Origin of the sequence: Paenibacillus albidus (assembly GCF_014644435.1) — a bacterium.
In the GTDB taxonomy this organism is placed as follows: domain Bacteria; phylum Bacillota; class Bacilli; order Paenibacillales; family Paenibacillaceae; genus Paenibacillus_AQ; species Paenibacillus_AQ albidus.
The window spans coordinates 157,799-181,770 of the sequence record NZ_BMKR01000001.1; the positions used below are offsets into that span (position 1 = coordinate 157,799).

The 23,972-nt window shown below is 54.4% G+C and carries 18 protein-coding genes and 1 riboswitch; of the genes, 1 reads left to right on the forward strand and 17 read right to left on the reverse strand.

Going from position 1 to position 23,972, the window contains the following annotated elements; translation table 11 throughout:
- Positions 1-20: 20 nt before the first annotated feature.
- Positions 21-1,109, reverse strand: a complete 1,089-nt coding sequence (locus IEY53_RS00680; protein WP_229695900.1) for a CgeB family protein — start codon at positions 1,107-1,109, stop codon at positions 21-23.
- Between the two features lie 207 nt (positions 1,110-1,316).
- Here IEY53_RS00680 and IEY53_RS00685 point away from each other — a divergent pair, with 207 nt between their 5' ends.
- The gene (locus IEY53_RS00685) at positions 1,317-2,084 is read left to right on the forward strand and encodes an AAA family ATPase (RefSeq protein ID WP_189021698.1); all 768 of its coding nucleotides are present in this window, start codon (positions 1,317-1,319) and stop codon (positions 2,082-2,084) included.
- A gap of 278 nt (positions 2,085-2,362) precedes the next feature.
- Here IEY53_RS00685 and IEY53_RS00690 read toward each other — a convergent pair whose 3' ends face one another.
- The 16 genes from IEY53_RS00690 to IEY53_RS00765 all read right to left on the reverse strand — a co-directional run bounded on the left by IEY53_RS00690 (position 2,363) and on the right by IEY53_RS00765 (position 23,749).
- Positions 2,363-2,545 carry an aspartyl-phosphate phosphatase Spo0E family protein gene (locus tag IEY53_RS00690; protein ID WP_189021699.1) on the reverse strand — a complete coding sequence of 61 codons (183 nt, stop codon included), beginning with the start codon at positions 2,543-2,545 and terminating at the stop codon, positions 2,363-2,365.
- A gap of 109 nt (positions 2,546-2,654) precedes the next feature.
- Entirely contained in the window at positions 2,655-4,073 is a 1,419-nt protein-coding gene (wsfD, locus tag IEY53_RS00695) for a glycan biosynthesis hexose transferase WsfD (RefSeq protein ID WP_189021700.1), read from the reverse strand.
- 11 nt (positions 4,074-4,084) lie between these two features.
- A complete protein-coding gene (locus tag IEY53_RS00700; protein WP_189021701.1) occupies positions 4,085-5,983 on the reverse strand; it encodes an LTA synthase family protein in 1,899 nt (632 codons plus the stop codon).
- A 222-nt stretch (positions 5,984-6,205) separates the two neighbouring features.
- Positions 6,206-7,543 (reverse strand): 5'-deoxyadenosine deaminase, encoded by a 1,338-nt coding sequence (locus IEY53_RS00705; protein ID WP_189021881.1) that lies wholly within the window; start codon positions 7,541-7,543, stop codon positions 6,206-6,208.
- Between the two features lie 72 nt (positions 7,544-7,615).
- Positions 7,616-7,714, reverse strand: a riboswitch (purine riboswitch).
- Between the two features lie 1,006 nt (positions 7,715-8,720).
- On the reverse strand, positions 8,721-11,903 hold the full coding sequence (locus IEY53_RS00710; RefSeq protein WP_189021702.1) for an alpha-mannosidase: 3,183 nt from the start codon (positions 11,901-11,903) through the stop codon (positions 8,721-8,723).
- A gap of 87 nt (positions 11,904-11,990) precedes the next feature.
- Positions 11,991-13,016 (reverse strand): LacI family DNA-binding transcriptional regulator, encoded by a 1,026-nt coding sequence (locus IEY53_RS00715; protein WP_189021703.1) that lies wholly within the window; start codon positions 13,014-13,016, stop codon positions 11,991-11,993.
- Between the two features lie 109 nt (positions 13,017-13,125).
- The gene (locus IEY53_RS00720) at positions 13,126-13,647 is read right to left on the reverse strand and encodes a GNAT family N-acetyltransferase (protein ID WP_229695901.1); all 522 of its coding nucleotides are present in this window, start codon (positions 13,645-13,647) and stop codon (positions 13,126-13,128) included.
- A gap of 131 nt (positions 13,648-13,778) precedes the next feature.
- A complete protein-coding gene (locus IEY53_RS00725; RefSeq protein WP_189021704.1) occupies positions 13,779-14,237 on the reverse strand; it encodes a hypothetical protein in 459 nt (152 codons plus the stop codon).
- Between the two features lie 4 nt (positions 14,238-14,241).
- Positions 14,242-14,544: a hypothetical protein gene (locus IEY53_RS00730; protein ID WP_229695902.1), complete on the reverse strand. Its 303-nt coding sequence runs from the start codon at positions 14,542-14,544 to the stop codon at positions 14,242-14,244.
- On the reverse strand, positions 14,541-14,879 hold the full coding sequence (locus IEY53_RS00735) for an alpha-helical endospore appendage domain-containing protein (protein ID WP_189021705.1): 339 nt from the start codon (positions 14,877-14,879) through the stop codon (positions 14,541-14,543). The genes IEY53_RS00730 and IEY53_RS00735 overlap by 4 nt, the downstream gene beginning before the upstream one ends.
- Before the next feature lie 22 nt (positions 14,880-14,901).
- Entirely contained in the window at positions 14,902-15,195 is a 294-nt protein-coding gene (locus IEY53_RS00740) for a nucleoside-diphosphate sugar epimerase (RefSeq protein WP_251038112.1), read from the reverse strand.
- Between the two features lie 152 nt (positions 15,196-15,347).
- On the reverse strand, positions 15,348-16,079 hold the full coding sequence (locus tag IEY53_RS00745) for a sugar phosphate nucleotidyltransferase (RefSeq protein ID WP_189021707.1): 732 nt from the start codon (positions 16,077-16,079) through the stop codon (positions 15,348-15,350).
- 48 nt (positions 16,080-16,127) lie between these two features.
- On the reverse strand, positions 16,128-16,865 hold the full coding sequence (locus IEY53_RS00750; RefSeq protein WP_189021708.1) for a glycosyltransferase family 2 protein: 738 nt from the start codon (positions 16,863-16,865) through the stop codon (positions 16,128-16,130).
- Positions 16,862-17,752: a glycosyltransferase family 2 protein gene (locus IEY53_RS00755; protein WP_189021709.1), complete on the reverse strand. Its 891-nt coding sequence runs from the start codon at positions 17,750-17,752 to the stop codon at positions 16,862-16,864. Before IEY53_RS00755 ends, IEY53_RS00750 begins: the two co-directional genes overlap by 4 nt.
- Positions 17,753-17,760: 8 nt before the next feature.
- Complete coding sequence (locus IEY53_RS00760; RefSeq protein WP_308424195.1) at positions 17,761-18,600, reverse strand: glycosyltransferase family 2 protein; 840 nt, start codon at positions 18,598-18,600, stop codon at positions 17,761-17,763.
- Between the two features lie 241 nt (positions 18,601-18,841).
- Positions 18,842-23,749, reverse strand: a complete 4,908-nt coding sequence (locus tag IEY53_RS00765) for a WIAG-tail domain (RefSeq protein ID WP_189021711.1) — start codon at positions 23,747-23,749, stop codon at positions 18,842-18,844.
- Between the last annotated feature and the right edge of the window lie 223 nt (positions 23,750-23,972).

A 23,972-nucleotide genomic window follows, 5' to 3' on the forward strand; every position in this document is an offset into this window, starting at 1 on the left:
TTTATCCCATAAGAAATTGGTTAGACCTGTGCGCCAATGATATTCAGCAGATGGGGAAGACGCGCCGTAAACGTATGATGGCGCAAAGTGGTATGCAGGCCGCGTACAGCATACAGGCGGCGTTCCTTCTCATGCTTGAGGTAATAATCCATTTTCTGCTGTAATTCTTCAGCAGAGCCAAAAGTATCCAGATCGTATCCGGGACGATAGAAATTGCCCAAATCCTCACGGACATCGGTGAGCTGCATCGTGCCGCAAGCGCTGATCTCATAGGTCCGGGGATTAATGGAGCGTGAAGGAAGTGCAAATGAATTGCGGTTGTCCTGACCCGCCCCCCACGGACGGTGAATGTTAATAACAAGCTTCGCACCACTGTAATAATTCGCAGTTTCTTCCGGCGGGATAAAGCCGTTTTTGATAAAAGGGGACAGCTGTTCATAAGCTGACAGACGTTCCCAGAAGCCTCCGGCAATAAGCACCTTCTTCCCCTGCAGAAAGGGAGCCAGCTTGTCGAACAGCTCCGTCCGGTTATAGAAGGCATTGCCGATAAATACAATATCGTATTGGTATTGCGGGCCGGTGCGCCGCGGATGGAACATCGCCGGGTTCACGCACAGCGGCAGATAATGAACGGATTCTACGCCAAGCGCACGGTAGAATTCCACGCACCCCAGCTCGTGGGTGAACACATGATTGTAATGGCTGCATATCGTAGAGGTGTCCTCTGTAAAGTAAGGGTCATCCACAAACCAGATGGCCGTTGTGATCCCCAGCCTGCGGATCTCATCCACCTGTTCCAGATGATTGCCCGGGAACGTATGCAGGCCGTTCATTACCAGCACGGCCTGTGGCTTCTCCCGGGCCGCAGTTTCCAGCATGGTTTCAGGAGTACTGAACACCAGTTCACTGATCAGCTGACCCAGCGCCTCTGCAACGCCCGTATCAATCGCTTCAAATCCTTGGGGAACATACATCAGCTTGAACGGGCGGCATACCCCCACCACTGGAGGATTCAAGCGCTGCACAGCTTCGCACATCCCTAGATGGTAACCATCCTTGTATCCGTCACGGTACTCCCGTGGACGTGCTTTTCTCTTCTTTGCTCTCACGGCTTTCACCCTGCCCCGTTGTATTCTCAAGACAGTAGTACTATATGCGGAGTCAGCACCCGCCTCATGGACATCTGTCTGTAGCCGCAGGAAATTGGCAGATGCCCCCTGTCTTTCGCCCGGCCGGCCCGAACCTTTGCCGAATGTATCCACTTAGAGAAGCTGTTATACTTGAAGCAGCTATTCTAATCGGCAAGGAGGACCACCATGAATAACCCCATGTTGTATATGCGCCATGTAGAGCTGCTCCGTGATCAGGTTCCTTCCTTCGAGGCCTATCCCTTCGTACTCCCTGCGGTACGCAATCTGGAGCGCCTGGTATTTACGAAACCGGTTACCTTTCTGGTAGGCGAGAATGGGACAGGAAAGTCAACCCTGCTGGAAGGCATAGCGGCAGCCTGGGGCTTCAACCCCGAAGGGGGAACCCTTAACTTCTCTTTCAACACCCGTTCCTCCCACTCCAGCCTGTATGAGTTTCTGAGAATCGCCAGAGGCGTGAAGCGCCCGAAGGACGGCTTTTTTCTCCGGGCGGAGAGCTATTATAATGTCGCTTCTTATATTGATGAATTGGATAATGATGAAGATCCCGGGGAGTGTGCACAACCGCCTATCAAAGACTCATATGGCGGCAAGTCCCTCCATGAGCAGTCCCATGGTGAGTCTTTTTTCGCAGCATTTGTTCACCGTTTCGGCGGCCGTGGCCTCTATATTCTGGATGAGCCCGAGGCCGCCTTGTCACCCGTACGCCAGATGTCGCTGCTGGTCCGCATGCATGAGCTGGTGTTGCAGCATTCGCAGTTCATTATCGCTACCCACTCGCCAATTCTGATGTCTTATCCCGGTGCGGAGATCTTCCTGCTGGAGGGGGAGGCCATGCGGCCCGTTGATCTGGAGGAGACAGAACATTTCAGTGTAACCAAGGCATTCATGAATGACCGGAAGGGTATGCTGCACGAACTGCTGGGTGATACCTAGCGGTTGTCCGATGGCTTAACTTCCCGTTGGACCGCTTATTTCAGAAGATTCTCGCAGATCACGTCGTCCAGCCGGTGGATGACGTCATTGACGATATGAACGAGGGGATTTGGGGATGTCTGCTCTTTGAAACAGTGAGTCGCACGCAGTCGGAACAACGGTCCGCTCGCGGAGCGTCCACCCAAGCACTTACCTGGGATTTTACGCAAAATAAATGGGGGTGTCCCAGCAGCCATTTCATGGCTTTTGAGACACCCCCGTTTCCAATCCCCGCTATATTAATCACTCAAAAAACTGTTGTCCTTATCTGCACTGCTGCTGTCAATATACTCGTTGATGAGCGCATCCAGTATTACAGATTGACGAAGCACCCTGGAATCCTGCATACCGAATTCTAATGCAAGTCGGTTCAGTTCCTGCCGTGCCTGTTCGATTCGATCCCTGCCTGTGTTCGTCTCCATGCATTGCGGCCCCCTTAATTATGAGGCTAGACATATAAGCCATTTCCAAAATGTTCACTTAAATGTAAAAACATATATACGCCGATTGTATTCTATTATTTGACAAGGGTCAATCCAAATTTATGGTCCCCGCAAGCTTGTATAAGACCCAGCCAAACATTGTTACAACCATCATATCAAAGCTGACATTGAACATAAATAAATGCTTGCCGATATCGGCTCGCCCATCGCCGAGAATCGGCACCAGGAAAGAAAAAATGCCGATCAGGCCCAGCAGCATCATCAGTTCTCCGGTCACTTTGCCGCGAATATCCCTGCTGCGGAAATATTGGAACAAAGCTCCGGCAAAATACACGCCATAGAAGACAAGAAGGAATCCGAGCGTATGCGGAACGTGGTTGTTTTTGAATTGGCTCCACACACTGTAGGTATAAGACAACGATCCCTCCGGCTTGTTCTCCCCTTTCTCATAGTTGCCAAGATAATAGGGGCGGATGGACATACTGTTGTTTGCCGCATATTTCATGTTATCTATCAGCCGGCCCGGGTTCTTCAGATAGAAGAACAGCACATCCTTGTGCGATACCTGGTCATAGAAATCCGCTTGCAGCGTTGGATCATCCTGCTTAATGGCCGTATCCGTCTGGAAATAGTTGGTCCCCGCAAGTACCTCCAGCCGTTCCGGCAGCCCCAGATCCTGCAAATCACCCTTTACATCCGGAGATTCATTCAGTATACCGAAGAAGACCGTCTGATACAGGTTAATATGCTTCAAATCCTTCGGCGCGGTTACGTAAAGAAGAATGGATATCAGGAAGATGGCTGCAGAGAACCGCAGGGCCAGCTTCCGCCAGTTCCCTTCTCCCTGTAGCGCAGCAAAACGCAAAAAGATCAGGGCAAAGGCAATGCCGATCGGCGCGTTTTGGATTTTGGAGCAGGTCAGAAACAGAACGGCAATAAAAAACACTGTCAGTCCTTTAGTCGTAGGCCTGTCCATGCGGGTAAGCCTCAAGCCAATGGCAAAGGTCAGCAGCATGAACACCATCGATACCGGCTCTCCAAAAAGCGAATTAAAATACGCCAGATACCCGATATCATAAAATACAAACAAAATTGCCCCACCCAGCAGCAGACCGGCAATATAGGAGCCGCGGGCATTATGCTTCACTAGCAGCCATGTCGCCCCCAGCAGCAGCAGGCCATACACGGCCCCCAATAACCGGATATCAAAATAGCTCCCATGAAACACCCCGCCAATAAGCCGCGGGATGAGCACCAGGATAATCTGCGAGGAAGGATAAAATCCCTTGAACAGATTCTCATACGAAAAGCGCGAATGGCTGAAGTTGAAAAAACGGTCAGCGTACGATTCGGCAGCATCGTAATAGTTCAGCCCGGTTGTACTCATCATGCGTAAGAAATCCCCATTGTCTGCCACCCCTATGAAGGGACGCACGAACAAAAGATAAATGATTATTCCCAGGCCGAGCACGAGGATCATATTTTCCGGTTTGTTTAACCTTTTCATGTGTTTCCCCTTTACCGCTGCGGAAGCAGCTTCACATATTCATCAGACAAGTCCATCAGCTTCAGGATATAGTCATAATCGTCCTGGTATTGGCTAAAGTCGGCGACCGGCTCCAGCGTCTCCAGCGAAACAGCCTCTCCATTGGCAAAATCCTTGCCGGGCACATACATAATGTCATCATTTAAGAACGAACCTGAAGGCATGTAATAACGCATACCTATAACATTGCGGTCAATATTCAGCAGATCGTGGCCAAAAGCCGTAAAACCTTCCTCCTGAAGTGAAACACCCAGCAGGTTGGCTACGGTTGGCATGATATCCAGCTGTCCACCGGTTCTCTCTACCACGCGGCCCTGCGCAAGGCCCGGAGCATGCACGATCAGCGGAATATTGAAGCGGCTGATCCGGGAGTCATAGTTAATACCAAGCGCTTCCTTCACTTGCTCCGGCGGCACATCCTTCGGCTGCAGGCCGAAATGATCGCCATACAGAACCAGCACGGTATTCTCCCATAAGCCGTTCTGTTTCAGCTCTTCAATCAACGTGCCGACGGCATAATCCGTATAATTGATGGCCGTTAAATAGTTGCCAAGCATGGTATCCTTCAGATTATCGGGCACCGTTATTTTTTTGAACGAATCGGGAATGTTGAACGGATGATGACTGGAGGCCGTGACCATTTGCGCATAGAAAGGCGTTCCCTTCTTGCTGAGCTCCGCCAGCTTTTCTACTCCGGTGATATAGAGCTGCTCGTCCGAAGCTCCAAACGCATTAAAATTATCATTTTTGAAGGCATCCTTGTCGTAATAACCGTTAAACCCAAGTGCCGGGTATAACTCATTCCGGTTCCAAAAACCTACCTTGTTTACGTGAAACGTATATGCTCCATAACCCTTGTCACGTAAAAGCCGGGGCAGACTCGGCAGCTCCCGGTCTCCGAAGCTGGTCGACATTGCCAGTGTCCCGATGGGGTAAATAGAAGTGTTGCTCATAAATTCCGCATCCGATGTGTTGCCCGGACCAACCTGCTGGAACACATGGGGAAAATAATAACCCTCATCAGCCAGCCCGTTCAATACCGGTGTCAGCTCCTGGCCATTCAGAGACTGATGGAGCGGGAAGGTCTGAAAAGCCTCCAGCTGAATAACAATTACATTTTTCCCTTTTTGCGAGCCAAAATAGTCCGGCACGGTCCCCGCCGGCTTGGCACTGTATGGATAGCCGGCTTCCAGCGCCTTTACTTTGGCAATCGTATCCTTGATGTCGCCGGTACCAACCAGTCCGCTGTCTTCCTGGGCTTTAAGCGCCGCCGCCACCTCATAATTTAGAAATCCGGCACTTTCCGCCTGCACAAGCTCATTCGTAATTCCCCGTGCAGCATGAATGGAATAGACCGACAACGAAGCGCCTCCAAGGATGCAGACAAGAATTACAATCAGGTGGGCTCTCCGCGCCCCCGGTGAATACAACCGCTGTTCCCCGGCTCCCCGGCCGTGTCTCCATCTGCGGAATACGCTAAACAGGAGCAGCAGCACCAAATCCGCAAAGAACAGATAATCAATGCTTTTAATCGTCGATTCTACGCTCTCTTTTACCTGAAAGACCTGTCCCAGCTCATACAGAGCCAAATACGTCGGAACCGACCCAAAGTGGTTGAAATACACACTGGAGGCGAACAGCAGGAGGGAGAGGAGCCCGTTAAATATCCAGTAAGCTGCTTTTTTGGCACGGGATGGGATCACAACAGCCAGAATACCCATAAGCAGCAGAACCGGAGCAGCGTCCGCCGCCACCCACTCCCAGGCGATCCTGTCAAAAAACAGGACTCTCAGCAGCAGCAGCTTTAACAACAGCAGTCCTGACACGATATAGAAATGGGCTCTACCCGGCCCGCTTTTTCTCTCGTACATACAATCCCCTTCTTACTTCATGATTTGTAAAAACTATTTCTGGTTTCAGTAAAATATCAGATTCCACTAGTATAGCAATACTTGATTTTTTTATCAAAAATACCGGAATGCTGATCCTGCCTGGCAATCTTCCCGTTTCAATGGGCTGCTTCTGTAGATCCGCACAAAAAAAGCAGAGGTTCGTTAGTCCCCCTGCATGTCAATATCTAAAGAATACCGGCTTTAGGCCAAATTGGTGTGCACCAGCAGCCTCTTTATGGAACGGTTGGCCTCTTGCAGCACAACCTCTTTGTCTATAGTCTTCAGCTGCCCCCGGTCCATGACAATCTCTCCGTTAATAATGGTGGTCTCCACATCGGCCCGGGTCGCGGAGTAGACAATCCGGGAGATCGGATCTACGTCATAAGACGGGAAGGTATGAAAATTATAAAGGTTCAAAAGGGCCAGATCGGCTTTTTTGCCAACCTCTATGCTGCCGATTTGCTCTTCCATCCCTACCGCTCTCGCCCCGCCGATAGTCGCCATTCGGAATACGCTGCGGGCATCCATCGTTGTCGGCCCGTGCTGCGGCTTCTGAATGATCGCCGCCAGCCGCATTTCATTGAACATATCCAGATTGTTGTTGCACGGCGCCCCATCTGCGCCCAGACTGAGCGAGACCTGATCATGCAGCATGCCCGGCGTATCGGCGATCCCCGAGGCCAGCTTCAGGTTAGAACCTGGACAATGGCTGACATGTACTCCCCGTTCCTTCAGAATACGGCGTTCCTCCCCGTCCAGCCAGATGCAGTGGGCCAGAATCAGGCGTTCATTGGCAAGCCCCAGATGATCCAGGTAGACGATATTACGCATACCTGTCATGGCCTGCACAATCTCGATTTCCCCCAGATTCTCGGAAGCATGGGTATGCACCTTCACCTTATACCGGGCAGACAAATCGCGTACTTCAGTCAACAGCCGCTCTGTGCAGGAGATGACAAAACGCGGCGAAAACGCGTATTGAATCCGCCCTCCCCCATAGCCGTTCCATTTCTCCAGCAGATCCACACTCTCCTGAAGCGAAGCTGCCGTATCTTCCTGGAGAGCAGCGGGAACGTCACCGCCTGTCTGATCCATCATCACCTTGCCGGATAACGCCCGAATGCCGCTTTTAGCGATGGCCTGAAAGGCAAAGTCCGTATGGTGCACCGTCTCCATATCTACAATGGTTGTCGTCCCGCTGGAGATCAGCTCGCCGATCCCGAGCATCGCGGAGTAATACAGCGACTCTTCGTCATGCGCCGCTTCCAGCGGCCAGATCCGCTTGCGCAGCCAATCCATCAGCTCCAGATCATCGCCTTTGCCGCGGAACAACGTCTGGCACAAATGAATATGCGTCTGAATAAAGCCGGGGATCACCGTACGGTTCGTGGCATCAATCACCCTCTCATCACCGTGCGGCATCAGCCCGCTCCCTATCTCCACAATCAGGGTGTCTTTGATGCGAATATCTCCGGTTATGATTTCCTCCCGCTGGTTCATGGTTATAATTTCAGCATTTTTGATCAGTAGGTTCCCCAACATTATTCTCCCCCTAGTCATCATTCCATTGCCCCCAGCTGCTGCTTCGCCAACATAAAAAGGCCACAAAAATATGCCCGGGCATATTTTCGTAGCCAGAAATTTACGGTTCCCGGTAGAGACCCTTAAACCAATTATTAAGGATATACGAAAAAAGGACTATTTGTAATTTGAATAATCCAATAATAAATGAAGAACAAGTCATATGTCAATATACATAACATAAAAAATAAAAATTAAGCATAAAAATAATTATACAATATAATAAATCCACATTATGTTATATATAATGACGCGTTGTGATGCTTCACAGTAATTTATCCATCGGTCTTCGATAGATCAGTTTAAGACAGGCCTTGATACCACAAAGTTGTCAAAGCTCTGCTATAAGGAAATTTGCCCATTAAATCCGCAGATGCTCCCCTTTCAGCTACATTAGCGGGAATACGACCCGTTAATCCTCCAAATCGAGCTTTTCCCACAAACTAATGGGTGTTTTTCCCTATAATGATCAAAAAAAGAGCCATCCCCTCACAATTAGCGGGTGTAATTCCCTTTCCCAGCTCGTCCCTGTTCCCTAAGAACAAAATCACCCTACGGGTGAATAACAACTCGGAGCTTACGAGGCACGGATTGTTATACAATAGGCAAGATTATCGTCATTTGGCTTGCTTAGAGCTCACATTGTTGTACACGCGCACAACTCTCGCCCATATAGCGTGGTTAGGACATGCATTGTTGACCGTGCGATTTTGCGTGGGTCCCTCTGCGGACATGATGTGTTCCCTTCACGATCTATCCGCGGCTGATGCGGACAGGAAATCTATTGGGGAGGATTCGGCTATTTAGCAGGACAAACGGACAGAGATTCCGCTATTGGGGAGGATTCGGCTATTCAGTAGGATAATCGGACTGAGATTCCGCTAATTGTCCCATCTCCCCTCATTCTAGGCTCAATCGAACGATATAACGGCTCCTGAGTCCGAATTCGCCAGGAAAGCAGACTTTTTCGCAAAATAAGTGCTTCTCTGTCCGCTTCACTCCGCTGATGGAGCCCAATCCTCCTGCACCGCCTATTTCATCTGACGCTTCCAAGATATCCACATTTTTGGGCATTGCATCATTTCCTAAACGATAAAAAAACAAACCCCCTATACCAGAGGCTTGCTAATCAGTTTCAAGCAAATTTCACCCGGAACGTCTTAATCTCATAAGGTGTCAGCGGCAAGCTAATCGCTGGGCCCGCGAACACTTCACCTTCCGGATTCTCCATCAGATCGCATTCCTGCCAGGACGTAAGCGGCAAATCACTTGTAAGCTGGACGTGGCAGCGGGTGCCGGTCCATTCGTGGATACGGACGATGACGTCGTCGCCGTCTTCCGCTTTTTTGACCGCATCGATCATCACGCCTTCCGTATCTAACTTCAGCAGCGACTTGCCGGATAACGCGGCAGCTCCCTTCAGCCAGGACAGCGGGTTGTTCAGCATCCAGGCTTCCTGCTGCGTACGCCCTTCCACCCAATCCCCCTTGTGGGGAAGCAGCGCATACTTGAAGCTGTGCACACCACGGTCCGCCTGCGGATCGGGGTACATAGCCGATTTGAGCAGCGACAGCCGGATGACGTTGTCTTTGATGTCATGCCCGTACTTGCAGTCATTGAGAAAGCTGACGCCATAACCGCGCTCCGACAGATCGGCCCATTGATGGCCTACCGTCTCAAACCGCGCATAATCCCAGCTCGTATTCCAGTGGGTCGGGCGTTTGACGTTCCCGAACTGGATATCATAGGTGGCTTCGGTGGCCCGGACCGTGACCGGAAAAGCCACCTTCAGCAAGCGTTGCCGCTCCTGCCAATCCACTTCGGTCTCGAAATCCATCCGCCGGCTGTCTGCGTACACGGTCATCGTCTGCTCGATCCGCGAATGCCCAAAGGTCCAGCTCAGGCGCATACTTGCAGCCAGCGGTCCCATCGCCGTACATTCGAAGCTCTCCAGCACGTCCACCGGATACTGCTTCTCCTGATAAAAGAGATCAATATCCCAAGCCTCAAACATCTTCGGCTTATCTTCAAACAGCTGGAATACATTGCCGGCTTCCCCCGGGGCCAGCACTTCCCGCCCGGCTTCCCGGTCAAAGATCCGGCCAAGCTGCCCCTTGTCATTCCATTCCAGAATGTAGAAGGGGGTGTGCAACGTCCGGCCCTCCAGTACAAACGGTACCGCCTCTTCCAAAGCTTCCGGTGCTCCCCCGCCCGGAACGAAATGGATAGTCGAACCGCCCAGCTGTGGCAGGTCACGAACCTGAATCAGCCAGTTGTCCCCGCTCCGCTGGGCTGTCAACGCACTTCCCGAACCATCGGTCCAGCTTCCAGCCGCAGCTCCTGTCTCTGCCGCGGGAATAAGCACCCGGTCGGTTCTGCTGAATGAGGCATTATTCCACAAGGTGTAGGGTACGGAGTGAGCCGGAATCCCCACCGGCCGTGCACTCTCCACCATGTTCCGCGTCGTCAACGCCGATGCCGCCCCATCCCAAGCCTCCTGGCCCAGCAATCTTGCCTGTTCATACTCTATTCTGGCATCCTCATACACCTCCGGTATGGAGGAGCCCGGAATAATATCATGGAATTGATTGCGCAGCACAGTTTTCCAGGCCAAGGTCAGCTGTTCCGCCGGATATGCACTCCAGGAACCGGCAGCCACCCCCGCAAACACTTGCAGCCATTCCGTCTCCCGGAACAGCAACTCCAGCTTGCGGTTCATTTTTTTGATAAACCCTTGGCTCGTATAGGTTCCCCGGTGATATTCCAGATACAGCTCGCCGTCCCAGGTATGGACATAGCGGTCTGTCGTGTCTACTGCCTCATGCAGCCGCGCAAAATAATCGTCCACCCGGCCCGGTACCGCCTTCGGAATTCCCGGCATCTCTTCCAGCCGCCGCCGCATCTCCAGCATATCGCGGTTCACACCGCCGCCCCCGTCCCCGTATCCATAGGACAACAGCAGTTCGTTATTCACTTCCTTATCCCGGTACGTGTCCCAGATCCCCTTAACAGCAAAAGGTTCAGTTGTTCCATTGTAGGTATACCACCAAACGGTCGAACCCGGAACCTCCGGCGTGGTCACAAAATGGGTCAGCACTTCCGAGCCGTCAATGCCTCGCCATTGAAAGGTATCATGCGGCATGCGGTTGTACTGGTTCCAGCTAATTTTTGTTGTCATAAAGGTACGTATACCCGATTTCTTCAGAATCTGCGGCAGCGCCCAGCTGTAGCCAAATACATCGGGCAGCCACAAATAATCACAGGTGACTCCGAATTCTTCCTTCAGGAAGCGGGTTCCGTAGAGCAGCTGCCGCACCAGCGATTCGCCGCTGACCAGATTGCAGTCCGACTCCAGCCACATTGCACCGCCGGCTTCCCAGCGTCCTTCCGCAATCCGCGCTTTCATCTGTTCATAAATTTCCGGGTAGTCGTGTTTGATGTATTCGTACAGTTGGGGCTGGGTCTGCAAAAAAACATATTCCGGGTATTGCTCCATCAGGCGCAGTACCGTACTGAAGGAACGGGCCGCTTTTTCCCGCGTATGCTGGAGACGCCATAACCAGGCGACATCGATATGGGTATGGCCGATGCAGTGTACGGTTACCGGATGGGTCTGCTGCAGGCGGGCGAGTTCTTCCAGCAGCTTGGCTTCGGCCCGTTCCACGCTCTGATAGAAGGCTTCGGAACCAACATCGAACCAGTCGAGCTGTGCAAAGGCACGGTCGAGCGCTTTTAACAGTTCATGCCGCTCCTGGCGGTCTTCCCCAAGCACCTTGACACTTTCCAGTACAGCTCTGCCGGTGTAGTACAGATTATCCGCTGGCTCATCCAGCCAGGCCAAGGCAGCCTGACGCACTTCATGGTGCTGCTCCTTAGGCACGCCCCCGCCTTCCAGTCCGGTCCACAGACGAAAACACAAGCTCAGCTCACGCCCTGCAGAGGCCTGCTCAAGCAGCACTTCCCGGTGGTTGGAATCCACACCCTGATAAGGCTGCCCATCCACAAATAATAAGGATTCGAATCCCGAATTATGCCCCCCGCCCGTCTCGCCAAAATCAAACAGACCCACAACCTTCCTTCCGCTCCATTCCTGTGGAACAAGGACCTGCTTCCGCAGCCATACATACAGGTCGCGGCCGCTCCATCTGTCGCCTTTTCCTACGCTGCGCTCAGCCTTAAGCACAGGAGGAGGGGCACTGCCGATAATCCTCTCGTTATCCACGGCATATTCCCAGTCATTGATTTCCATAAGGCCTCTGTACCGGTAAGAGCTCAATTCCTTGATGCGCTGTTCCAATTTTTCCACTGTCCAGAACATAAACACCCTCCTATAACACGTGTTATAATCTTATAAAAAAAGGCGGATTGCCTTATAGGGAATGCAAGGGCAAGAAGGAACGAGCCTTCAGCAACTTTCACCTTTCAGCAAATCCGCTTGAATCTTGATTTGACGCCTTATGGCGCCGGTAGAATCCAGCTGCAGGTTGACCAGATCCACAGCCTGAACACCCATCCGGTAATAAGGAATCTCCATGGAACTGAGCGCCGGAACCAGCCGCTGGTTGACCTGATAGGTATTATCCGCTGCCATCACCTGTACCTCCCGCCCGATCCGCAAATCCATCTGCCAGGCTGCGCGGTATACCGCAAAAGCACCGACCGACCAGTTCGCAAGCAAAGTTCTGCGTGCCCGGTCCCGGATAATTTCCAGAACCCTGGCTTGGATGTGATCCTCATCGAGCTCTGCAAGATGACAATCGACTACCTCCGCCTGTACCCCGGCCTCTTCGCACCACCGGATATATGCCTCCAAACGCTGGCGTTCACCCAATGCCTCGGCAGATCCTCCCACTTGAATGTTCAAATAGAGAGGAACGCTGCCGCCCCGGTGCATATAGGCCAGCGCCTCCCGGAGACTCTGCCGGTAATCCGTCTGGACGGATGAAATCCGCTCATCCTCCGCGTATCCCTCCACCGACACATAAGGCATTCCGGCCTCAAGCACCGCCTCTGCCCATATCGGGTCCGCGTAGCTGGTCGCATCCAGTGAAATGGCTCCATCAATTCTTTTCTGATAGTAGAGGTCCAGCAGCTCATGGCGCGACTCCATCCGCTCGCCGCTCGCCGCCTTGTTCAGCATAACGTAATATCCGGATGCGGAACATGCGGATTTCACCCCTGCCAGAAGCTGCAAAAACATCGGGCGCTCCATGTCCCCATAGACCGCTATACAGCCGCTTTTGCCGGTCTTCATGCTCCGGGCCTGTGAATCCACATGATAATTCAATTCTTTTATCGCATCTAGCACGAGCTGCCGCTTCTCGGGACTGACACCAATCCCCTGTGTCCCGTTCAATACGGCGGATACCACACTGCGTGAGACCCCGGCATGTTTGGCCACATCGAAGCTGGTCGTTCTTTTTTTGCTCAACAGCCTTCACCTCGAGGCAATAATAACACGTGTTATACCATGAGCACAAGAGGCAAAACAGCAGCCTGCCGCAGGTTCGCAGCAGACTGCTGTTTGGGTACAAACGGGACTACATTTCTTCAGCAGCCAGCACCTTCTCGAACACCGGAAAGTTCGCTGTGCGCTCCGGGAAGTTGACTTCTCCCCTGCGCTCATAACCAAGCTTCGGGTACAGCTCAAGCGCCTTCGTATTTTTGGCGTAGGTATCCAGCCGGATACTCTTATACCCGTGAAGCCGTGCAAACTCCTCGGCATATGCGTTCAGGCGGCGGGCAACCCCTTTGCCCTGCACCTCGGGATGTACGGCCAGCCGATGCATAATCAGGTGCGGACCTTCCCGGTCAGCCCACTCAATCCCTGCATATTGTTCAGCCTGATGCTCATCCAGCACAAGGATTCCGGCCACGGCCTGATTCTCCTCGCTTACCCAAAGCGTGCCGCGCTCGATATCCAGGGAGATAATCTCCCGGTTCGGATACAACTCGTCCCACTGATCACTGCCGCCGGCCTGCATCACTTGTACGCATTTGGCAATCAGCTCCATAATCTCCTCTAATTCGTTCTGCTCTGCTCTGCGGATCTCATTGCCCACGGGTATCCCTGCTTTCCTCTCGACATTTAACCCCTAACGAGTCTTTAATGAAGTTTATCATATCGGCACCCGGAGGGGCCAGCCTATGTATACCGACAGAAGCCGCTCCCGGAAGCGGGAGCGGCTCGTGCTTATGATTTCAATTCCAGCTTATGCCCGTCCTCGAAGCCCTTGGCGAAACCGGCGTCGAACCCCACGTTGTATGCTTCGGTGTAACCCTGCTGATAGGCGTCGGCCGGAGGTGTCTCCGGCGGGACGCCCAGATCCGGGGGGAGCGGAATCACCTGCGGAGCCGGGGGGGCCGGAGGGGCCTGGGGGGCCTGGGGAACCTCGGCCACCGGCACAACTTGAACCGCAGGCTGGGCGATAGGCACGTTCCTGCGGGCCAGCCTGCGGCGTAGACGAACTCTTCTTTTCCGCCGCAGCAAGAGGCCTCTATTCTTCCTGCCATAACGCACTGTTATCCGGGTGAGACCTCTGCGTTTCTTACGGACAGGACCTCTGCGGACTTTTGCTCTCCGCGCCAGCAACAAGGTGCGTCCGCGGGTTGTTCTGCCCGAACGCACCGTTCTGCTTCTCTTTCTCCTCATTTTTCTACTCCTCCTGTACTCCATGTCCTCCAAAGGCTCCTCCCGCGCAGCTATTGCTCAGCCATGGCGCAGCAGGTTTGCCTCTTTTTGGCTGGTGCAGTGAAATACCGGACATCATCCGGCACATGGCACTCTGATATTGGCTTAGGATACGGATGTTGTCGCTCAGCTTGCGGGCCGTCAGCTCGGAATGCCCCGTAACCTCGGCGATGCTCTCAAGAATGGCCGCGAGTGCGGCCTGACTGCGGGCGATGGAGCGAATCATCTCCAGCTTGACAGCATGCTCCGACATCAGCCCGCCGCTCATTTGCTGTCTTCCCCGAATCCGAAGCCTTCCCCCTCGAACCCTTCGCCGCCGCCACCGTCTTCTTCACCGCTACCGAGAACTGCCTTGAGATTACTGTACAGCCCGTTCTCCAGCTTGGTCAGCCCCTCCACCATTTCCACAATCACCTCATGGATAGAGAGTGACTCTTTCAGCTGCTCTTCATGGGTATCGAACACTCTGGCATGGATATGATGCTGTGTCCACTGCTTTACCTTCTCCGCTTCCACCGCCTTGGCTTCCAGAATCAGCGCAACGTTCCACTGGATGGCGGCCGTCGATTCCAGCATTTGCAGATAAGCCTTTTCCCTGCTCATCATCCGCCTCCCGCTCTTGTAACTATTCTTCTTCCTGACCGTTCAATTCCTTGATGACCCTGCCTACACCCTCAGCCATCGCCTCTTCCAGATCTGCAAACGCGTTAAGGTAAGCAATAATATTCTTGTTTACCTTACCCGAGCTTTCGATTAACCCGCTGATATCGCCAAAATCGGGCTCCGCATCCGGCAGGTCGTGGACAATTTGCGACATACGGACGGCCACGTGACGTTCGGCATCGAGAATCCGCGCCATCTGTTCGTGCGTATGGGCCATGTGCTGCAGGACTTTGGTTATTTTATTCTGCACCTTCATGTCTCCTTTGCTCAAACGCCCTGCTACAGCATATGCGGCAGGAGCCCTTACGGTGCCGCCTTCGTAAGACTGAATCCGCCAAAACTAAAAAACCCGAACGGCATCAAGCCATTCAAGGTTCTTTGGTTGTATCCCGCCTGTCATTTAACGCCTTACGGCAGCATATCCTTCAGCTTCTCCCCCGCTTCGCGCAGAGACTGGAAGGTTCCCGCATCACTCCACCAGCCTTTGAGCACATCGTAGCTCAGCCTGCGGTCTTTGGCATAGATATTGTTCACATCGGTAATCTCCAGCTCCCCACGCTGGGAAGGCGAAACGCGCCGGATCATGTCAAATACTGCGGTGTCGTACATATAAATGCCGGTAACGCAGTACCCGTTCTTCGGATGCTGCGGTTTCTCTTCAATGTAGGCAATCCAGGCCGAATCATGGGCGTCGAACACCGGAACACCGTACCTTCGCGCGTCATCCACCGGTTTGAGCAGCACCTTGGCCGTCCCTTTCGGCTGCCGCAGGTACCCATCCACATAAGGCTTCAGATCATCCATAAAAAGATTATCGCCCAGCAGGACTACAAACCGCTCGCCCGGGGCAATAAAACCTTCCGCCAGTTCCAGCGCTTCCGCGATGCCTCCGGCTTTTTCCTGGATTTTGTAGGTCAGGGATACGCCAAAAGCGGCGCCACTGCCCAGAAAATCCGTATACAGACCAGCGGACTGCTTGCTGATGACCAGAAGAATATCGGTTATACCACCCCGGCGCAGCCGGTCTATGCCGTAACACACCATAGGATATTTGCCGACCGGAAGCAAATGTTTGTTCATAAGCCGGGTCAGCGGTTGAAGTCTAGAGCCTGTTCCGCCCGCCAGTATGACTCCTTTCACTTACTTTCCTCCTCTTTATCTACGTCTTTAGCCTTCAGGTCTGCCTGTTTACATGAAGCTTTCCGGGTCAACCTGCCATTTCTCCATAAAAAGCCTGCGGTTGCGCTCCAGCAGTTCATGCCATCCGGCCCGGTATACTTCTTTGAAGCTGGCGCTTCCTTCATGATGCACCAGACAATCCCCGGCAATGAGCAGCCGATACCCCTTGATCCTGGCACGGTAGCAATAGTCATCATCCTCATAATGCCCGGGGGAAAAACGCTCATCCAAGAGACCCACCGTGTCCAGCAGCTCTCTTTTGAATAAAAAGCATAACCCTACCAGCCGCTTGGTTTCCTGCCATTTTGCAGGATTTGCCCTGTTGGCTAAAGCCGCGGCCCGGTGAAATCCGGCAAGATCTGCGTAATCAGTCTTGATCTGCTGCCGCCCGCTGGCATAGTTCGTCACCGGGCCCACTATACCGACATTCGGAGCGCTGTAAAGCGCTGCTTTCAGGTTGGTCAGCCAGCCCTGCGAAACCACAACATCATTGTTGAGCAGCAGCAATTCGTCGCCGGAGGCAAACAGCAGACCGAGATTGCAGGCCCCGGGAAAACCGCGGTTGCCAGGCAGAGAAATAAAAGGAATTTTTTCCGCCCGGCAGTAGGCATCGGTTCCATCCCCGGAACCATTGTCAACCACTATGATTTCATAGGACTCAGCGGTGCAGGCTCTGATCGACTCTACACAGGAGCGCAGCAGGTCAAGGCCGTTATAAGTTGGAATAACAATACTGGTCCTGGTCATATCCCGTTCCTCCAGACTGCTACTTGCCGGCGGTGTTCTTCCAGATTGCTGCCTGGGGAGAACCGTGCGGCTCCCTGATGCCGCAGTATTTCCTGCAGCGCTTCGGCATGGTCACCGGCAATCAGCTGTTCTACGCCGTTCCCCACTCCCGTATTGCCCTGGCGCAGCCGGTTATGTTTAATAACATCAACGGAGCCTGCCTTCTCTACCCGCAGCCCTTTAAGGATCGAGATGGCCTGTGCCTTGGGAGGCACCATCAGCTCACGGCAGCCGATGGTCTCCAGAGCCCGCCGGGAAAGTGCATGCGGGACAGCTGTCATGGAGCTAACTCCAAGATCCCTGCGGCCCAGTACATAATTAAGGAAAAGCTTGCAGCGGGTGACACTGTCACTGCTGCCGAACGGTGGCAGCAGTGCATCCAGATCATTAAGCGCTACATCGATACCGCTGTCTACGGCAGCCGCGAACGGCAGGAGCAGCGGAGCAGGAATGACCATATCACCATCCAGAAAGAGCAGGATATCGCCCTTGCTGAGCTTCGCCCCTATAGCCCGGCCCACATCATGGCCTGCGGAAGCGGGGCAATGCACAATGGTGGCCTCCTTGCACTGCCGTGCACGTTCAAAGCTGTTGTCGCTGCAACCGTTCAGGACCACGATGATCTCCGCCGGATGCAGGCATGCAACCTGCTTCAGCAGGAGCTGCAGGGTCTCCTGCTCGTTGCGCGCCGAGACAATCACCGACAGGGTACCGCGCAGTGGCGCAAGTATCCGCTCTGCCCGTCTGGCGGCTGGCCTGCGGGCCCGCGCAGTGCGGCGGGACGCCTTGTGCCTGGCCGTTCTGCCTGCAGGAGGGCGGCTTTCTCCACGCCGTTTGGGTCTGGGCATAGAATCCATCACCTCACCATCTCCCGGCGCCGGCTTCCGTCACTGAATCCCGCTCTGTCCCCTTGGCGTTCAAGCAGCAGGGACAAAGCCTCGAGATGATCTCCAACAATCAGGTGCTGCAAAGGATCCGTTCCGCCCGCCTTGCGGCGGACCCTGTTCAGCTTCCCAACAGGCACCTTGTGCACAGCCTCCACGTGCAGCCCTTCCATAATTGCGCGGGCATGGGCCAGCGGAGGTCGGGACAATGCGCTGGTGCCAAGCAGACTCAGCGCTTTGCGGCTTAGGGCATGCGGTACTGCCGTCATGGAACAGCCTTTCAGATCCGGACGGTTCAGCATAAGGTTCAGCACATGTTTGGAGAGCACCACCGGATGGGGAATGATGCTGCGGACCGGTCCGGAGTAATCATTCAGTGCAATGTCCGCGCCTCTGCGAACAGCTTTCACAAAGGGGCGCAGCTGTGCTGCGGAAATAACCAAATCACCATCCGTAAATAATAGAATTTCGCCTTTGGCAACCTCGGCTCCGACACTGCGGCCGGCATCATGTCCCAGCGGCAGTTCATAAAAGATGACATGTGCGCCGGACGCCTTGGCAATTTCCGCCGTTTTGTCGGCAGAACCGTTGACAACAACAATAACCTCGCAGCGCGGATGAACTCCCCTGGCCCCGGCGATCACACCGGCAATGGTCCCGGCTTCATTCATGGCCGGAATAATGACGGACACATAGGGCTCGGGATGATTCATAGCAGGCAAGGCTGCTGCCTGCCGCACCCGGCGGGAAGTCCGCCGTGCTGCTCGGGAGGTCCGCCGTCCCATGCGGCGGGCAGAAGTTCGTTTGGGCATCAAGCTCATCCACCTTCTTTACAGTGCTATTCGCCGGGCTGGGGTTACAACACAGTCTATGTAATACGGCGTACAGGGTAACGGCTGGTGTCTCTCTATGCGGAAATCGGGACAATTGGCAGCCGGGACTGCTTTTACGGAACTTGGGCTCAGCATTAAGGGCTATCCCGGCTGCCTGTTCACAGCGGCCGGAATAGCCCTCTTCTGTTATGCTCAATTGACCTTTCCACCCCGGCATCAACTAATCGAACACACGGTCATCCTGGGGCGATTTCGATAACGGAGAGCCAATAGCAATCCATGAGATCACGCCATAGAAATGAGGGGTCTGCTCTAATCTGACTACCTGGATAACGGCCTCCGCATTTGATCTGCTTTTTAAGGAAGCATGGAAGAAAGGCTGATTAGTCATGGCAACCAGCACATAGCCGGTATGTCCAAAGCCCTCGTCAAAAGCCACCGTCACCTCCACGCTTCGCTCATCTTCATTGAACATGAATGCCGTCATGCCGAACTGCTGCAGCGTCCCCCGCTTGCCGGCACTCAACACCGGACTGAAGGATAAATGCTCCATATGGATCGCGCCATCCGCCAGATGCTCCTTTTGTACCGCACCCGGGGCCAAATGGTAACTCTGCACGCTTTCCTCTTCCAGATGACGGGACTGTACAGCGAAAGAAGCAATTTTGCCGGAATCAACAGCCTCGTCCTGAAGCTCTGTCACTCCTACTGCGCCGGGGGACAAGTGCTCCGATCCAATACTTCCCGGGCAAAGCTTCTCACCCGTGATGCTGCTATCCGGCAGCAGCTCTGAGGTGTACACGTCTTCAGCCAGATGACGGAGCGTGATTTCACCGGCACGGATATGACTTCTTCCAACGGCCTCTGCGGCCAGATGCCCTCCATACACACTGCCCGGTGCCAAATGGAAGGCCTCCACGGAGCCCTCCGCCAGCTTCTCGCCCGTGATACTGCCATCCGGCAGCAGCTCAGCCGTACGAACTTCGTCGGCCAGATGACGGAGTGTAATTTCACCAGAACGGATGTGGCCGCCTTCTACCGCTTCTTCAGACAAATGCTCGCCATATACACTGCCAGCCGCTAAATGATGGGAATCGACCACGCCTTCAGCCAGCTTCCCGCCAGTGATACTGCCATCCGGCAGCAGCTCAACCGTGCGAACTTCGTCGGCCAGATGCCGTAGCATGATTTCACCGGAACGGATATGACGGCTACCGACGGCTTCTGCGGCCAGATGCCCCCCATACACACTGCCCGGTGCCAAATGGAAGGAGCCCACCGAACCCTCTGCCAGCTTCCCGCCAGTGATGCTGCCGTCCGGCAGCAGCTCCGCCGTACGAACCTCTGCGGCCAGATGACGGAGTGTGATCTCACCAGAGCGGATGTGACCTCCTTGTATGGCCTCTGTGGCCAGATGTCCCCCATACACACTGCCCGGTGCCAAATGGAAGGAGCCCACGGAGTGCTCCGCCAGCTTCTTGCCGGTCATACTTCCATCCGGCAGCAGCTCAGCACTGCGTACCTCATCGGCCAAATGGCTGAGCCTAATCTCACCGGTACCGATGTGGCCGCCTTCTACCGCTTCCGCGCTAAGATGGTTGCTGTATACACTGCCAGCCGCCAAATGATGGGAACCGATCGAGCCCTCTGCCAGCTTCTCGCCCGTGATGCTTCCATCCGGCAGCAGCTCAGCACTGCGTACCTCATCGGCCAAATGGCTGAGCCTAATCTCGCCGGTACCGATGTGGCCGCCTTCTACCGCTTCCGCACTAAGATGGTCGCTGTATACACTGCCAGCCGCCAAATGATGGGAACCAACCACGCCCTCCGCCAGCTTCCTGCCGGTAATACTGCCGTCCGGCAGCAGCTCAGCCGTACGAACCTCTTCGGCCAGATGCCGGAGCTTAATCTCACCAGCATGGATGTGGCCGCCTTTTACCGCTTCTACAGACAGATGCTCACCATATACACTGCCAGCCGCCAAATGATGGGAACCGATCGAACCCTCCGCCAGTTTCTTACCCGTGATGCTTCCATCCGGCAGCAGCTCAGCACTGCGTACCTCATCGGCCAAATGGCTGAGCGTAATCTCACCGGCACGGATGTGCCCGCCTTCTACCGCTTCTACCGACAAATGCTCACTATATACACTGCCAGCCGCCAAATGATGGGAACCGACCACGCCCTCCGCCAGCTTCCTGCCGGTAATACTGCCGTCCGGCAGCAGCTCAGCCGTACGAACCTCTTCGGCCAAATGGCTGAGCCTAATCTCACCGGCACGGATGTGCCCGCCTTCTACCGCTTCTACCGACAAATGCTCACCATATATACTGCCAGCCGTCAAATGGTGAGAGCTGATCGAACCCATCGCCAGCTTCCCGCCGGTAATGCTGCCGTCCGGCAGCAGCTCAGCACTGCGTGCCTCATCTGCCAAATGGCGGAGCGTAATCTCACCGGCACGGATGTGCCCGCCTTCTACCGCTTCCGCGCTAAGATGGTCGCTGTATATACTGCCCGGTGCCAGATGAAAGGAGCCCACCGAACCCTCCGCCAGCTTCTTTCCGGTAATGCTGCCGTCCGGCAGCAGTTCTGGCGTCCGCACCTCTTCCGCCAAATGACGGAGCGTGATTTCGCCAGCACGGATATGCCCGCCTTCTACCGCTTCCGCGCTAAGATGATCACTGTACACACTGCCTTGTGCCAGATGAAAGGAACCTACCGAACCCTCCGCCAGCTTTTTCCCCGTAATGCTGCCATCCGGCAGCAGTTCGGCGCTGCGTACCTCACCCGCCAAATGTCGGAGCGTAATGCCCTCCGAACGAATATGCCTGCCTTCCACCGCTTCAAGAGCCAGTTGACTGCCTTCTACGCTTTCCGGGGCGAGATGAATGGAATTCACCGCACGGTCCGCCAGCTTTGCCCCATCGACACTGCCGTTCTGCAGCTGGATAGTTGAGATGGCGTTAGGCAGGATATGACCGTTGCCGATGATGAGGGGACGGATCTGTGCGCCACCGATACTGCCGGGAGCAACGTGTCTGGCATGGATTGCGCCGTCGCTGATCGACAGCGGACCCACAGCTCCTGCAGCCAGATGCTCAGGCAATATTGCCCCTGCCGCCAGCTTGCCGGACTCGACACTGCCGTCGGCCAGCTTGATTGTAGTCACGGACAGATCGCTGATTTTGTCGGTGGATACACTTTCGGGTGACAGCTTCAGCGAGGTGACGGCATGATCGGCCAAATGATGGGGCTGAACGGCGTTTGCAGCCAGATGACTCTCTTTCACAACACCCGCAGCCAGGTGCTTCGACAATACCGAACCGGAATCAAGTGCAGCGGAGTTCACACTGTTCACCCCGAGATGTCTGCTCTCTACAGCGCCTGCTGCCAGATGACCGGCATCGACCACCGCATCCTGCAGGATACGTCCGCTGATGCTGGCATCGGCCAGATGTTTCTCATCCACCGCGCAGCAAGCGATATGTTCCCCGCTCACCGCTTCACGGGCAAGGACATTTCCCGTCACCGCTCCCTGCGCAAGCTTAGCGGTATAAACGCTGCCGTCGGCCAGCTTGGCGGTAGTTACGCTCAGCGGACGCAGATGTCCTTCAGCTACCGATTCAGCCTCCAACTCTTTGCCTGTCACGGCTCCGGGCGCCAAATGGCGCGTCTGCACAGCTTCGTCCTGAAGCTGATCCGCTCCCACAGCTTCTTCTGCCAGATGGGCGTTGCCCACGATCTCACGCTGCAAATGGTCCGAGGTGATGGCCTGCATGGCTATCTGCGGACCGCGCACGGCAGACTTGGCAATATGACGTGTAGTCACGGCTTCATCCGCCAGCTTATGCGCCAGAATACTCTGATCGGCGATCTTGGAAGCTGTAACGGCTTGCTCCACAAGCTGGGCCGTTCCTACCGCACCTTCTGCCAGCTTGACAAAAGAAATGCTGCGGTCAGCCAGATGACGGCTGGCAATTTCACCATCGCCGATATGGGCGGCCTTCACACTCTCCAGGCTCAGATGGGCGCTGTGGATGACTCCTGCGCCCAGTTGCCGCGCGCCCACTGAACCCTCTGCCAGATGTCCGCTGTCAATGACACCCGGTTGCAGCTGCTCCTTGCCGATCAGCCGGCCGGCAAGCTGCTCCGGTCCAATGGCGCCGGGTACCAGATGTTTAGCTGTAATCAAGTGCTCGCCAAGGTGGCGGCTCTCAATGATGCCGTCCGCCAGCTTGACACCGCTGATTTCCCCGTCGGCAATTTTGTCTGCGGTGACAGCTTCATCCGCCAGCTTGGAGCGGTCAATAATGCCATTCGCCAAATGGCGTCCTTTTACGCCCCCGCTGAGTATTTTATCGCCGGTTACCGCACCGTCTTCCAGCAGCTCCGCTGTAATGATACACTCACTCAAATGCCGGCTTTCAATGGATCTATCCGCAATTTTACCGCTTCCGATCACCCGGTCAGCCAGCTTATCCGGCCCGATGCTGCCGTTCTTAAGCTTCTCTCCGCTGATGGAATGATCCAGCAGCTTGCCTCCGCTTACACTTCCCTCCGCCAAATGCTCCCCGGAAACCGACTCCGGTGCGATCTTGGAAGAGGTTACCGCCTTGTCCGCGATATTAATGCTCTGAACGGCATAATCCTGGAGCCAGGGTGTCCCGATGATGCCAAATTTCAGCTTGGACCCGTCGATGGCGCGCGGGGCGATTTTGACTCCGGTCACCGCTCCATCCGACAGATCATCGGTATACACCGGCTGCAAGCGTTCCTTCTCCGGGAGAACAACTGCAGCGGCGGGCTGCTGATCCGCCTCTATTGAATCGCCTTCTATGCTAACATCAAGCTGCTCTTCAGGCTTACCCGGCAGAGCAGCCTCTGCCGGCGCTTCTACATCTATAGGCGTTTCTACATCAATAGGCGCTTCTGCAATCTCTACTCCGCTTACCTGCAGTTCTTGAACAGGTTCCGACTCCACCTCTGCAGCTTCATTGCTTACGGCTTCAGCACCCGCCGAAACCTTTGGCGTGTTCCCCAACATGTTCAGTTCACTCATATTGGGATTATCGACCACGTAGAGCCTTTTTTTCGGACTGCGCGGCTGCTTCCTTTTGGATCCCCTCACAAGCCGTCTCCTCCTTCCAACTAATGTTTCCTAGGCATCATATGCAGCAGAGTAGGCAGATGACACCCGTTTCAACAAGGGGAGCACATTCTTGATATTTTGAGGACCGGCAAAAAAGGGCATCTGACGCCGCACATTCGTCCACCCTGACAGGTGGGTACAAACATAGAATGACAAGTGAGGGAACGGAAGAAGCAACTGAAGATAACAGGAGGAACCTTTC

Coding starts and splice junctions, on each gene's coding strand:
- IEY53_RS00750 (WP_189021708.1), bottom strand. CDS start 16,865: ATGACCAGGACCAGTATTGTTATTCCAACTTATAACGGCCTTGACCTG.
- IEY53_RS00700 (WP_189021701.1), bottom strand. CDS start 5,983: ATGTACGAGAGAAAAAGCGGGCCGGGTAGAGCCCATTTCTATATCGTG.
- IEY53_RS00690 (WP_189021699.1), bottom strand. CDS start 2,545: ATGGAGACGAACACAGGCAGGGATCGAATCGAACAGGCACGGCAGGAA.
- IEY53_RS00725 (WP_189021704.1), bottom strand. CDS start 14,237: ATGAGGAGAAAGAGAAGCAGAACGGTGCGTTCGGGCAGAACAACCCGC.
- IEY53_RS00710 (WP_189021702.1), bottom strand. CDS start 11,903: ATGTTCTGGACAGTGGAAAAATTGGAACAGCGCATCAAGGAATTGAGC.
- IEY53_RS00755 (WP_189021709.1), bottom strand. CDS start 17,752: ATGCCCAGACCCAAACGGCGTGGAGAAAGCCGCCCTCCTGCAGGCAGA.
- IEY53_RS00760 (WP_308424195.1), bottom strand. CDS start 18,600: ATGCCCAAACGAACTTCTGCCCGCCGCATGGGACGGCGGACCTCCCGA.
- IEY53_RS00685 (WP_189021698.1), top strand. CDS start 1,317: ATGAATAACCCCATGTTGTATATGCGCCATGTAGAGCTGCTCCGTGAT.
- IEY53_RS00730 (WP_229695902.1), bottom strand. CDS start 14,544: ATGAGCGGCGGGCTGATGTCGGAGCATGCTGTCAAGCTGGAGATGATT.
- IEY53_RS00740 (WP_251038112.1), bottom strand. CDS start 15,195: ATGAAGGTGCAGAATAAAATAACCAAAGTCCTGCAGCACATGGCCCAT.
- wsfD (WP_189021700.1), bottom strand. CDS start 4,073: ATGAAAAGGTTAAACAAACCGGAAAATATGATCCTCGTGCTCGGCCTG.
- IEY53_RS00735 (WP_189021705.1), bottom strand. CDS start 14,879: ATGAGCAGGGAAAAGGCTTATCTGCAAATGCTGGAATCGACGGCCGCC.